Annotated in this window: 8 protein-coding genes; 3 read left to right on the top strand and 5 right to left on the bottom strand. The window is 40.5% G+C overall.

Annotation, left to right across the window (positions count from 1 at the left end; genetic code table 11):
- Nucleotides 1-169: 169 nt before the first annotated feature.
- The 3 genes from C7972_RS03975 to C7972_RS23735 are packed head-to-tail and all read left to right on the top strand — an operon-like array spanning nt 170 to nt 4351.
- The gene (locus tag C7972_RS03975; protein ID WP_181422814.1) at nt 170-757 is read left to right on the top strand and encodes a hypothetical protein; all 588 of its coding nucleotides are present in this window, start codon (nt 170-172) and stop codon (nt 755-757) included.
- A gap of 23 nt (nt 758-780) precedes the next feature.
- Entirely contained in the window at nt 781-4170 is a 3390-nt protein-coding gene (locus C7972_RS03970) for a VCBS repeat-containing protein (protein WP_110354936.1), read from the top strand.
- Nucleotides 4171-4177: 7 nt separating this feature from the next.
- Nucleotides 4178-4351 carry a hypothetical protein gene (locus C7972_RS23735; RefSeq protein ID WP_181422813.1) on the top strand — a complete coding sequence of 58 codons (174 nt, stop codon included), beginning with the start codon at nt 4178-4180 and terminating at the stop codon, nt 4349-4351.
- A 161-nt stretch (nt 4352-4512) separates the two neighbouring features.
- Here the strand turns inward: C7972_RS23735 and C7972_RS03960 are convergent, their stop codons facing one another.
- The 5 genes from C7972_RS03960 to C7972_RS03940 form a co-directional block, all read right to left on the bottom strand.
- Nucleotides 4513-5916 (bottom strand): DUF4998 domain-containing protein, encoded by a 1404-nt coding sequence (locus tag C7972_RS03960; RefSeq protein ID WP_110354934.1) that lies wholly within the window; start codon nt 5914-5916, stop codon nt 4513-4515.
- A gap of 32 nt (nt 5917-5948) precedes the next feature.
- The gene (locus C7972_RS03955) at nt 5949-7163 is read right to left on the bottom strand and encodes a DUF4959 domain-containing protein (RefSeq protein WP_110354933.1); all 1215 of its coding nucleotides are present in this window, start codon (nt 7161-7163) and stop codon (nt 5949-5951) included.
- 23 nt (nt 7164-7186) lie between these two features.
- Complete coding sequence (locus C7972_RS03950) at nt 7187-9067, bottom strand: RagB/SusD family nutrient uptake outer membrane protein (protein ID WP_110354932.1); 1881 nt, start codon at nt 9065-9067, stop codon at nt 7187-7189.
- Nucleotides 9068-9079: 12 nt separating this feature from the next.
- Nucleotides 9080-12574, bottom strand: a complete 3495-nt coding sequence (locus C7972_RS03945) for a TonB-dependent receptor (RefSeq protein ID WP_110354931.1) — start codon at nt 12572-12574, stop codon at nt 9080-9082.
- A 121-nt stretch (nt 12575-12695) separates the two neighbouring features.
- Complete coding sequence (locus C7972_RS03940) at nt 12696-13871, bottom strand: FecR family protein (RefSeq protein ID WP_110354930.1); 1176 nt, start codon at nt 13869-13871, stop codon at nt 12696-12698.
- Nucleotides 13872-13885 lie beyond the last annotated feature (14 nt).

Below are 13885 nucleotides of genomic sequence, written 5' to 3'. Positions count from 1 at the left end.
CCTTCCTCGAGGTCATTGCTTTTTTGTGTATAGATCCTCTAGTAAATTCAAAATCATTGCATTATCTCTAATAGAATTGCCATGTGTATTGGCGGAAATGTTATATGAAACTATTTATTTCCTATTGGATACTAAAGAAAACAACAATGACTTTTCAAAAGAATTGACTATGCAGAACTGTTTCTCATTAAGCGAGCTTGTAAAAAAAATACGTATTGTTTTCTTCTTGGGATTCTTTTTATCAATGTTAATTGGTTGTGATCCTGCAATACAATACCGAAAATTGGTGAAAAACCAATTAAATAGTGGAATTACCAATGACACCTTATTCCATGGCGTATATTTTGGGATGACCTATGATGAATATTATAATCATATTACAGCGCTGGGACACCAGGGCAAAGTGTCACAAGGGGGTGACATGAGTGTACAATGCGAAATTGATGAATTTGACACCAAGATCAGAATGAATTTTGTTCCAGAATATATCAATGACAGCATTCAGGTTATGAGGGTTACCTATAGCTATGTTAGCTGGGCTCCTTGGAACAAACGCACCACAGATGACCTCCTGTGGAAAGATGTTATTAATCTTTATAGGAATAAATATGGTCCAAATTTTATTCAATTTAAATCCAACCAAAGTGCTAGACCAGCTCTAGTATGGGTTTTGGGCAACCAAAGAATCACTTTATTCCAAAAGGACGAGGCAAAAGTGAATGCCAGATTCACTAATCTGAGAAAAACCAATAGCTAAATAGTGTTAATATCTAAAACATAATGCGATTAAACCAAATAGTTCAATTGGGAATAATTCAAAAAGGCCTGGTAATACTCTGGGTTTTTTACTGTTGCAATTCATGTGGGGACCGTATAGAGGAAAAGCCCCCATCCAATACGCTTTTCAGTTTGTTATCCACGGAAGAAACTGGCCTTGATTTTATTAATAAATTGACATTCAGTTCGGATTTTAATGTGTATAAGTATAGAAATTATTACAACGGAGGAGGGGTAGCCTTGGGAGACGTTAATAACGATGGATTTTTGGATATTTATTTCACCTCCAATATGTCTGAAAACAAACTGTACCTTAATAAAGGTGAGGACGGGTTTAGTTTCAGGGATGTATCGGAAAAGGCTGGTGTACAGGGAGGACAGTCCTGGTCTACAGGGGTAAGCATGGCAGATGTTAATGGGGATGGCTGGCTGGATATTTATGTTTGTAATTCAGGGAATATTAAAGGAGGTAATAGGCCAAATGAATTGTTTATCAATAATGGTCCCAATAGTAAAGGTTTAGTAACGTTCACGGAAAAAGCCACCGAGTTTCAAGTGGCGGATATGGGATTTAGTACGCATGCCGCATTTTTCGATTATGATAGGGATGGCGATTTGGATATGTATTTACTAAACAACTCCTTTAGACCTATCGGCACCTTTAATTTACGGATAAACGAACGTTTTGTACGGGATAGTGTTGGTGGTGATAAATTATATAGAAATGAAGGAGGATATTTTAAGGATGTGAGCCAGGATGCCGGAATATACGGTAGTATAATAGGGTTTGGCATGGGAGTCACCGTGGGAGACTTTGACAATGATGATTGGCCAGACATATATGTTTCCAATGATTTTTTTGAACGGGACTATATTTACATGAACAATGGAAATGGAACCTTTAGAGAGACCTTGGAGTCACAAACCAAAAGTATTAGCGCAACTTCTATGGGAGCCGATGCTGCCGACTTGAACAACGACGGACTTCTGGATATTTTTGTGACTGAGATGTTACCCAAGGATGAAGCCCGCCTGAAAACAAAGACCACATTTGAAAATTGGAATAAGTATCAATTTAACCTGGAGAATGATTACTATCATCAATTTACCAGGAATACACTTCAATTCAACCAGGGGAAAAAACCTTATTGCGAGGATATTTTCTTTTCCGAAGCCGGTCGTCTCTCGGGAGTTGAAGCGACGGATTGGAGTTGGGGCGCCCTAATTTTCGACATGGAAAATGACGGCCTAAAGGATATTTTTGTAGCCAATGGAATTTTCAAGGACCTTACCGATCAAGATTATATCCAGTTTATCTCGGATGAAGCTACCAGAAAGGAAATGGCGACCAATAACAAAATAAATTTTGAAAAACTGGTAGAGGTCATCCCATCCAACCCCATACCAAATGTAGCCTTTAAAAACCTGGATGGAAACAAATTTGAAGATGTATCCCAGAATTACGGTTTGTCGCAGCCCAGTTTTTCCAACGGATCGGCCTATGGGGATTTGGATAACGATGGGGATTTGGACCTTGTAGTCAACAATGTTAATATGCCATGTTTTGTATATAAAAACAAGGCAAGGCAGTTTTTCCCTGAAAATGGCTATTTAAAATTGAAACTTGATGGCCGTAAAAACAACACCATGGCAATTGGCTCCAAAATTACCGTTTGGGTAGATGGCACCGCACATTTTCAAGAATTAAACGCCACAAGGGGCTTTCAGTCTTCAGTTGATCCAAGGCCCAATTTTGGTTTAGGCAAATCTGCCAAAATTGATTCCCTATTAGTGAAATGGCCAGATGGAAAAACAACTTTCCGGAAGGACATAGCCATAAATCAGATGTTGGAGCTATCCTATTTCAAAGATACCAACCCAGCAGTTGCCAAAAATAAAATTGAACAGGAAAATAGAATTTTCTCCTTTCCCTTGTCCCGGTATGAAAGTCTATATTCCCATAAAGAAAACAAGTATGTGGATTTTGACCGGGACCCACTAATAAATTTCATGTTGTCCACCGAGGGGCCAAAAGTAACGGTAGGAGATGTTAATGGGGATGGCCTTGAGGATTTCTTTATTGGCGGTGCAAAGAGTTCTTCCAGCGCACTGTATATACAAAATAATCAAAATGACTACCTCCAAACCAATGTGGCACTTTTTGAAGCAGACAAGGAGGGGGAAGTAGTAGACGCTATTTTTTTTGATGCAGATCAAGATGGGGATATGGACTTATATGTTGCCAATGGGGGCAATGAATTTTCCAATACTTCGGTAGCCTTAAGCGACATTTTGTATATCAATGATGGCAAAGGAGGTTTCTCTAAGTCTTCACAAATCCTTCCTAATGGTAAATTTGAAAGTAGCTCCTGTGTAAAGGCTGCAGACTATGACGGGGATGGCGATACCGACTTGTTTGTGGGAATTAGGTTGGTCCCCAATGTCTATGGATTCCCTTGCAATGGCTACTTACTGGAGAATAATAAAGGAAAGTTTACAAACGTAACCTCGGCAAAGGCCCCAGGATTGTTAAAATACGGTATGTTTACAGATGCTGTGTGGAGCGATATCGATTTAGACGGAGACCCCGATTTGATTACCGTGGGAGATTGGATGCCAGTAAGTGTTTTTGAAAATGTGGAGGGAGCACTTCTGAACCGTACAGAAAGTGCAGGTTTGTCCGGAACCAATGGCTGGTGGAATACAATCGAGGAAGGGGATTTTGACAATGATGGGGATATGGACTTCGTCTTGGGCAACCATGGGGAAAATTCCAGGTTCAGGGCTACCTTGAGCAAACCCATATCCATGTATGTCAATGATTTTGACTCCAACGGAAAGGTTGAACAGATAATAAGTGGATACAATAACGACGAATCTTATCCCATTGCATTGAAACACGATTTGGTAAATCAAATGCCCCATCTCAAAAAAAAATATCTCAAATATGAGAGCTATAAATTCAATTCGGTTCATGACATTTTTACTGCGGAGGAGATGAAGGGCAGTATTACATTAGAGGTTACCAACTTACAATCCTCTCTCTTAATTAACCAAGGCCAAGGAAATTTCGAAGTAAAGACACTTCCCTATGAAGTCCAAACTACTCCCATATACGCGTTTGTAGTAAAAGATTTTGACAATGACGGCTATTTGGACTTGGTTTGTGGAGGTAATTTATATGGTGTTAAACCTGAATTTGGCAGGTATGATGCCAGTTTTGGCAGTTTCCTAAAAGGTAGTCCACAGGGCTTTAAGTCCGTAAGTCCCAACGAAAGCGGATTATGGGTCGAAGGAGAGATTAGGGACTTGGAATTGATCAACGGGCAACACTTGATAGTTGCCAAAAACAATGCCCCACTGGAAATCTTAAAAATAGATCAACCTAAATAATCAAAGGTTGAAAGAAAGAAATCCAGGATACAAAAGTTATTGGAAATACTTGGAAAAAATGGGGGTTATTCCAGTATTCCCAAAAACCAGTTGGTTCATGGGTAGGAGAACAATGAATGGAAGCGGTTACCCATTCTTTCCAGCATACGCGACTGGCAGATATATTATAATACCCCATTAATTCCCAAACTACCCTATATTCCCAATTGCCATCCATCCCACTTTTAAAGTCCTAATGGAGCATCGGTTTTAAAAAACAATAGGCTCCCAGTTTCCTGGGAGCCTATTTTATAAAGGTGGCCTTACACCAAAACCTATAAAATTAAAAGGGCATAACGTTGTCTAAATACCCGTAACATCAAATTCCCTTATTACGGCTTCGGAACCTACACCTTCAACAAATGTTACTCTAAAGTAGCGTGCCTTGGGCTCACCGGCCAATCCATATAATTGTGGATCATTACTGTATTGGTCGGGATTGTTAAATGTCCCTAGATCGGTCCAATTTACATTATCCGTACTAACTTCAAACTTTGTTTTTGTTGGCACCCTATCGTCCCATTTATTTGCAATCTTAAAACCGGTAAGTGTCTTTTCCTCACCCATATCTATGACAAAATGATGCGGATATTGGGAAGCTCCTCCCCAGGGCGAGTGCCATGCCGTATTTAGGTCCCCATCCCACATTCTTTCTATATTCCAGCCGTCATAGGCTTCGGATGAAACTTCCAAAGCAACCCAGCCACTTCTGTCCAAGTAATTGGTTTGCACAACATCTACCTCGATAAATCTGACTATGGCATTCTTTTTTTCATCTGCCATTGCTACCCTTATAGATTGCGTCCCTCCCATCATAAAAGGGAGGTATACCTCCTCGGTGTCGGCCATTGAGTTCAGGGAAACAGAAACTTCTTGATTATCCCAATTGAGATAATTCATTTGAACATCAATATTCATCAAATCGGTGTTTTCCCAACTTATAATGGCTCCCCCAAGAACGGGACTCACCACAGCACTTTCCAGGATGGCCTCCAAAGCCACTGGTCTTTCTACCGTTAGCCAATCGGACGCAAATTCATCTATCACGGTTTCCTCCCCATCCTTTTCACCCGTAGGAACATAAAAGGTACGGTATTCCACCACCTGTGTAAAATCCAAGTTTGGGAGTTCAATGACCTCGTCCTCTTTATCCAAAATTGCTGTGATACTCTCCCCATTTGAAGTATATCTCACTTCGGTATTTCTAATCAAGGAGGTAGCCGGAGCAAAATCGGCAAGGCCCTGAACCCCGTCATAGGCAAAGGACTTTAACCTTCTGGGTACTAAAGAAGCCCTATAAGCTTCCCCAAATACGGTTAATGGTAGTTCTGTAGCGAGAGATTTACTGCCATTTTTACTTATGCTCTGTACAGAAAAGACATAATCACCTTCTTCCAGATCCTCTAGGATATAGGTTTTATGAGAGTTTTCCCGGTCTGTATTGTCCAACGTAATAGTCTTTTCCCCAAAGGAAAACAACCATTTTTCAATATTGGTATTGCTGGTAACATCCCATTCCAATTGGACTCGCTTATTACCGGACTTTCCTTCTATATCGAGTGCTTTTGGCGTATAGGTTACTTCTCCATCCGCAATAAACGCTTTATAATTATCTTCCATTTTATCACAGGAACCTAGCACTAGACCCATAATTGCCAATAGATAAAAGGAATACACTGTTTTTCTTATATATGATAGATTATTCATCTTTATTTTATTTAATTATTTAGGCCTCAATATTAATTGATATCTCCCCAGAAGGTCATTTCCCCACAAGATCCCCAATCCAAGCCTGAAAATGTAGATTTGACCTTAATTCTGATGTACCGTACTTTTGGAATGTCCAATCCAAATTCAATGTCGTGCCCTGCAAAAGCAATTTCCTTGTCTTCATTGGTGTAACTACCCAGGCCTTCCGGTAATCCCGAAGGTTTTACAACTTCATAGTCCTTGAGTAAGGTCCATCCTTCCCAGCCTCCACTAACATTCAACTCACTGGCACCCCATATTTCAAATTTTCTATATTGGGCATCGAAGTATAAATAATAGCCATCGCCTTGTGTAAACTGCCAAAATTTCATCCTACTCAAGCTGGCTAAAACACCAAGGTCAAAAGTATAGGTGTAATTATCCGGCATATCACCATTGAAACCAACCAATCGACTATCGGTATTCTCGTCCCACAATCTTGGGATAGAACTTCCGCCATTTGGATTCCAAGGTTCTGTTTGCTTGACATCTCCAGGAAGGATTACTTCCTTGAACAAACCTTTATCCAACTTGGACTCGAAGTACGGATTTATTACTACATCCTTGTACGCGGAAAAATTTCCCCATCTATCCCTTATCCTTGCCCTAAAGCGATAGGCATCGGTATCAAAACCCCTTACGGATTGTTTGCCACTAGGGGCATCCGAATAGAAAGTTTCAATGACCTCCAAGGGACCGTCCGGTCCTTCCTCCTTTGTGGAGGCACTTAATATGACCGCAATTGGATCAGAATCTTCATTTTCCCAAGTAATATTCACGCCACCAAAAGTTTTTCTCATATTGATGGTCTTGAAAATATTCTCAATTGGAGGCGTTAAGGGCGCTACCTCCACTTTTAATGGCTCTGAGACATTTTCACTTCGATCTACACTATAGATATCCACGTTGTAAGTATCGGTGTCGCCAAAACCCTTTACAACCAAGGTATCGGAATAAACAGAAGACCTCACCTTAAACTCATTACCATTCTTTAATCTATACTTAGCTTCTATATACAAAAGATCTTCATCACTAGGTGGGGTATATTTAATAATAGCCCCGCCAGGTATATTGGTGACTACGGCCTCTATAATTTTGCCCGGTGCTATGCCATCATTGGAGATGGGTTGATTTTGATCTTGTGAACATCCGGCAAAAACTATAATGCCCAATGCCAAAACAACAAGGTGTATATTAAATTTCATTTTTTATGTTTTTTAGTTAATAATTACCAGCCCGGGTTTTGAACCAAATTAGGATTCAACAAAAGGACTTCGCTCCTTATTGGCCATAGGTAATTGCGCATGGTGAACTTTTGATTAAAAAAGGTAATCAAGTTGTAATACCCATCATTTTGATCAGAATCTATATTCCACCCTTGTATTGGGCCGTTCATATGATCTTGTAGTAGTTTCCACCGTCTAAGGTCCCAATATCTATGGTTCTCAAAGGACAGTTCTATCAAGCGTTCTTTCTGAATTATATCGCGCAGCCCATCTACGTTGGTAGGTTTCCCTGGGTTATTGGTATAATTCCCCCAACTTTGCACCACCCCTTCCAGACCGGCACGTTCCCTAATCTTGTCTATATAGGAATATACCTCTGCACTGGGACCACTATATTCATTTAAGGCCTCTGCATAATTTAAATACAATTCTGCCAAACGGATATAAGGAAATGAATAGCGCTTACTAGAATATGAATTGCTAGTTCCAAAGGCATTTTCATAATTTACCAGCTTCTTTGGAAAATATCCGGTAATGGAGAATTTGGAAATGGTCTTTTTTCCCGAAGTCTCCCCTCTTTTGGCCTTTACAATATGCTGATCATTTTCGTCCAATTTACCTTGACCATACCAGGTACCGCGATCAAATCCTAGATCGGCGTAAAACCTAGGTTCCCTATCAAAGTGTATTTGTGGAATTTCAGCTCCCTCTTGGATATCCAGGGAATGTGAAGCCTGGGCCGTTCTGAACGCTAGTGGATCTCTACCTGCCCATGCAATGTCCTCCTCAATGGGGACACCGTGATTGGTGTAATACTGTTCCACAATTCTATAAGTGGGCGCCATCCATTGTCCTGTTACCGTTTCCCCGGCCGTAACAAAATTGGCTTGGGAGTCGTATTGCCGGTCATCGTTTTGCGAGCTACCCCATACAATTTCCTTGTTCCAAGGATCCGTAACCCTACCCCTTAATGTAAGCTTGCGAACCGTTTCCGCTGACGGGTTTGTAACGACTAAATCGGAAAACTCATACAGGACGGCACCCGCCGCCTCAGCTTCTTCTATAGCTTCCAAACCGGCATCGGCTGCCCGCTTCCATTTTTCCTTGTCATATGGTCCAAAAAAAGGAGTCCCATCTATATTGTTAAAAGTGGAGTAATCAGGATTCCCGTTAAACAAAGGGCTAGCCGCCGTAAGTAATACGTCTGCCTTAACCGCCAATGCTATGGATTTGGTAATACGGCCCAACTCGTCCAATTCATTTAGAATAGTGGTAGGCAAACCTTCCGCAGCTTCATCAAGTAGGTCCACGATAAAATTTATACACTCGTCAAAAGATGCCCTAGGCAACCTAACTTCATCAGGTGTGGCCGAAACATCTATGTTCTCTGTAATCAACGGAATGGGCCCGTACATTTTTGTGAGGTAATAATGGTAGTAAGCTTTTAAAAATTTTGCTTCTGCCTTCCATTTTATTTTCTCAACATTGTCCAGCCCAGGAACATTGTCTACCCTGGATATAAAGGTATTACAGACCCTGATTCCTTGAAATAAATCGCTTCCACCTCCTCTTCCCTCATAAAAATTAAGCAAGGGTTCATTGGCATTTTGGGCATTTCTTGCAATATTGGACGGATTTTGCAGCCAATTGTAAACCTCTGAATTGGGCCAAAATTCGTCCCCTGTATACCAACCTGGAACCCAGCCCACACCACTAACATTTGGTAAATACGAATAGCAGGTGAATAAATATTTCCTGGCCTGTACTTCATCCGTAAAGGCATTATCTATGGTAGCCACGTTATCAGGGACTACATCCAAGTAATTATCACATGAGGCAAATAACCCCATGAGAAATACGATTAAATATATTGATTTTTTCATCCTAAATTTCTGTTATAATGTTATTTGCATCCCAAAATTAAATACCCTCTGTACAGGATACCCCAAACCATTACCGCCCATCTCAGGATCCCACAGTTTAAATTTGCTAATGGAAAGAAGGTTGGTCCCGGTCAGGTACATCCTAAACTTTGTAAGGTGCCATTTATCGATCAAACTGTCAGGAAATGAAAAACCGAGTTCTACTTCCTTAAACCTTAAAAAGGCTCCATTTCTCATAAACCAGGTACTGGTCTGACTGTTGTTTTCATTTACGGTCGTTGATAACCTTGGCCATAGGGCATATACATCTTGATTGGCTTCCGACCAATGGCTATCGGCATATATTTGCAAAAGGGCATTACTATCAATAACGTTTTCATAACCGGCATCACGATTATCTATAAATGGAGCGGTTGCGTAAGGGTCTACCCAGAAAGAGGATCTGGCGGATCCCTGGAAAAAGCCGGATAGATCAAAATTTTTGTATCCCATAGAAAAACCAAATCCATAAACAATTTCCGGTGTTGTAGGAAAGCCAATTGGGGCCTTATCATTATCATCTATTAGGCCATCACCGTTCAAATCGTGATATTTGATATCCCCGGCACCATAAATACCAAATTGCTGGGGGGAATTGGCTACTTCCTCCTCGTCTACAAAAAGGCGTTCGGCTATTAATCCATATTGTTGGTTAATTGCCTGTCCCGGATGGGAACGCCAAGGTGCATCTACATAATTAGGTTCTTCAAAAACCTTGAATTCACCTCTTGCATAGGTGAAATTGACCCTTCCCGAAAGCCACAGGTCCTTATTAAAACTGTTGTTATAGTCTATGGAAAAATCGATTCCTTCACTTTGTGCCTCCCCTACATTGGCCCTTACATCCGATTCAAGTCCTATACTAGGAGGAATAAAAGCCCTGTTCATTAAAATGTTGTCCCTTTTCTCCCTAAAGACATCGGCCAATACTTTCACCCTATCGTTTAAAAAGTTGATCTCCAGACCCAAATTGGACTTGTACGCCCTTTCCCAGGTAATTCTATCATTGGCATAGCGACCAATACTTACCCCCCTGCGATAATAGTCAAAATTCTTCCCGAAGCGATACCCACGACCGTCGTCGTCAAGATTTACCTGCGATAGGTAGAAAAATCTATCATCTTGATCACCTATGGCATCGTTACCGACAATTCCGTAACTAGCTCTTAATTTTAACCTGGATACTACTGAGAGCAAAGGCTCAAAAAAGGATTCCTCGGACACAGCCCAGCTTAAACCGGCAGAAGGAAAGAATCCGAACCGGTTATTATTGGAAAAACGTTCGGAACCATTATAACCAAAATTGAATTCCCCAAAATATTTACTGTCATAACCATAGGAAAGTCTAGAGGAAACCCCCAAATTCCTATAGGGTAATGACTTTTGGAAACTCCCTGTATTATTTCTCAAGGACGATCTCTTGGTATAGACCACAAGCCCGGTTACCTCGTGTTTTTCATTAAATGTACGGCTGTAATCAATTGCACCCTCTAAATAAAACGAGGTTGAAATATTTGGGGTATTTTCATTAAAATCCAAATATTCTGTACCGGTTTCCTCATTTAAGGAATTAAGGGTATAGGTATCGGTGTCCTTATCATAGCGGCCTATTTCATAAAAATATGGATTATACTGTCTTATAACATCAAAATCTGATGCCCTGGTCGTATTCATCAATATTCTGGCCTTTAGGCCTTGGGTAATCATATCAAAATTTTGCTTGATCTCTACCTGGGACAACAGCAAGGTTTTACTATTCTCACGATAGCCTTTTACCAGATCGGCATAAGGATTTAGATATCTGGCCCCGGTACTACTGCTCCCTGCACTATTTCCAAATAAAATATGACCAGTAGAAGCATTTGCCTCATCTGGCTCATAATATTTCGGATATAATACAGGATTTGTTCTCAAGGCCTTTTTATAGATTTCGGCTCCACCGTCTATTGGCCCTATATAGTCATCGAATGTACCATTGAACCTAACAATGGCCTCTGTGGTCTTGGTAAGGTCTATATTAATGTTAGATCTCAGTGTTAGGCGTTTTAGCTTAATATTGTTATTAAAATTATTGCGCTTATCCACCTTCAAGAGACCATTGTCCACACCATAGGAGCTTGCCAAGTAGTAGCGGACAGCACTACCTCCACCACTCAAATTAAGGTTCATTTTTTGGTTGTTCGTAAAGTCCTGGAACAATTCTTCCTGCCAATTGATCGCTGGATATACATTTGGATTGAGTCCGGCCATGGTGTTTGCAATCTTACTTTCGCTATATGGAAGTGGACCTATTGGGTTTCTTGTTCTAACCGCCTCATTATGCAATTGCATATAGGTAATAGGGTCTGCAAAATCCACTTTTCTTGTTGGGCTTGAAAACGAATTTTCAAATCTAACAGATATCTTTACCTTGCCCGTTACACCGCTCTTGGTAGTTACCAAAATAATCCCGTTTGCACCCCTTGCACCATATATGGCGGTGGCAGTAGCATCTTTTAAAATGGAAAAACTGGCAATATCATCGGTTTGTAATCTAGAAAGGTCGTCCAGGGTTAATTCTACCCCATCAATTAATATTAGGGGATCTTTTTTATAACCGAAAGAAGTTACACCTCTCACAAAAAATTCAGCATTATCCGCCCCGGGCTCTCCACTTCTCTGATAAGAAATAAGACCGGAAACCCTTCCTGCAAGAGCTGTGGTAAGGTTGCTTGAAGTAACCCTAAGTTCCGAGGGGGAAATGGTTTCAACGGCTCCCACTACACTGGATTTTTTCTGAGTTCCAAAACCTACTAGGACCACTTCGTCCAATTTGGCCGAATCTTCCAACATCACAACATCAATTGTATCCGAATCTCCCACCGTTATGGTTTTGGATAGCATTCCTAAATAGGAAAAAGTTAAACGATCCCCCTTGGTAGCCAAAATCAAATATTGGCCATCAAAATCGCTCTGGGTACCTATCAATGTCCCCTCTTTTAAAATATTGACCCCGGCCAAGGGTGTTCCCTGATCATCCGTAATAGTACCCCCTATCTTTTGTTGTAACATTGGGGCCCTAATGGGAGCAGATGGAATTACCTTGATTCCAGGATTATCCTTTTCCTCCTTTTTGCGGAGAACTATTTGTTTGCCAACAACGGTAAAAGTAACTTGGGTCCCTGAAAACAGGTCCCGTAGTATTCGGTCTATTCTTTTTTCCTTATAATGTGCGGACACCAAACGATGCTTGTCCAATAGGTTTTCGTTAGCCAGCACTTTGAATTCGCTCAGCGCCTCTATCTCCTCTAGCACATCTATAACATGCACAGCATCAAGATCTAAGGAGATTTTTGTATTCTGGGAATACGTATTGGCCTCGATCCTAAAGAAAGTGATAATTAAAAATAAGGTAGTTAGTTTCATTTTTAAATTATACTTGGGAAGGCCATACCATATAGGCCCCCAAATATTAAGTATTTTTTTCATACTTTTAATGTGTTTCTTGGTGGTTAATTAATTTAATTGATCGCCTTACCCAATCGGGATATGTTCGTAGCATATTCCGATTTTTTTATAAAGCGAATTCTTAAGAAATTTAAATTGCTTTCTATGTCATGGGCTCATGTTTTAAGGGTTGATTGATTTCTATTTTGTTTCCATTTATCTCAAATGAAAAATCTTCACTGGTCTGAAAGGACCTCAGCACCTCCTCTATGGTTTCGGAATCAAACTTTGCCAGGAATTTTTGGTCGTTTAAAAAGGTATAATTGTTTATTATGGAGACGTTATAATGTCTTTCGAGTACTTTGAGGATTTCGGAAAAAGGTTTACTCTTAAAGACCAACCTTCCACTAACCCAGGCAATATGTTCATTTACATCCACCGGATCCACCTTAATTTTATTTTGGGACTTTTCCCAGGCAGCCATATGGGCAGGTGTCAATAATATTGGTTTTTCGGCACCTTCTTTCCGCCCACGCAAATGGACCCTCACCGACCCTTCGGCCAAAACAGTACTGGTTTTACTATCCTCGGGATAGGCCGAAACATTGAATCTGGTTCCCAGCACATTGACATCCAACCCTTTTGTATTCACCACAAATGGATGGGAAGAATCTTTGGCAACTTCGAAAAATGCCTCACCACATAAAAAAACCTCCCTTTTACTTCCCTTGATAAATTGTATTGGATATTTAAGGGATGTACCCGCATTTAATATAATTCTGGTACCATCCGAAAGGAGTAGATTAAATCGTTTTCCATAAGGGACCCTTAACGTATTGTACTCCAATACTTCCTTGACCACCTTATTACTATACACCAAGCTTTGTCCTTTTTGGGCTCCAATCTCCCTTCCTTCGGAGTCCAGTACCAAAATAGAGCCATCCTCCTTTATAACTTGGGTATTGCCACTTTCCAATTCTAGCTTTATAGCATTATCGGTTATTTCAACCTGGCTACCCAACCCTCCCTTCACAAGGTACAAGACACATCCAAGACCAAAAACAACTGCCGACATAGCAGCGTATTTCAAAGTTGTGATCTTAACCTTTTTACGCCTATTTTCAATATGTTGCCTTATGTTTTCCTTATACTGGAAAATGCCCTTTTCAAGATCTATACGTTTGGTGGTTTCGTCAAAAGTAGAGGCAATATATTCTGCCTTTATCCAATGGAATCGTTTTTCGTTTTCCACCGAAGAAGCAATCCAAGCCTTAACCGCATTATTCTCGGCAGGGGTGGAGGTACCCCTTATATATTTTATTATTTTTTCCTTGTCCACAATTTTTTGCTATA

The sequence above is a fragment of the Arenibacter sp. ARW7G5Y1 genome (assembly GCF_003201775.1).
Classification (GTDB): Bacteria; Bacteroidota; Bacteroidia; order Flavobacteriales; family Flavobacteriaceae; genus Arenibacter.
Note: the sequence above shows the minus strand (reverse complement) of the source record. Positions and strands in the feature narration are given on the sequence as shown.

Excerpts from the sequence above, each read along its gene's own strand:
- C7972_RS03975 (WP_181422814.1), top strand. The coding sequence starts at position 170 with ATGCAGAACTGTTTCTCATTAAGCGAGCTTGTAAAAAAAATACGTATT.
- C7972_RS03945 (WP_110354931.1), bottom strand. The coding sequence starts at position 12,574 with ATGAAAAAAATACTTAATATTTGGGGGCCTATATGGTATGGCCTTCCC.
- C7972_RS03960 (WP_110354934.1), bottom strand. The coding sequence starts at position 5,916 with ATGAATAATCTATCATATATAAGAAAAACAGTGTATTCCTTTTATCTA.
- C7972_RS03955 (WP_110354933.1), bottom strand. The coding sequence starts at position 7,163 with ATGAAATTTAATATACACCTTGTTGTTTTGGCATTGGGCATTATAGTT.
- C7972_RS03950 (WP_110354932.1), bottom strand. The coding sequence starts at position 9,067 with ATGAAAAAATCAATATATTTAATCGTATTTCTCATGGGGTTATTTGCC.
- C7972_RS03970 (WP_110354936.1), top strand. The coding sequence starts at position 781 with ATGCGATTAAACCAAATAGTTCAATTGGGAATAATTCAAAAAGGCCTG.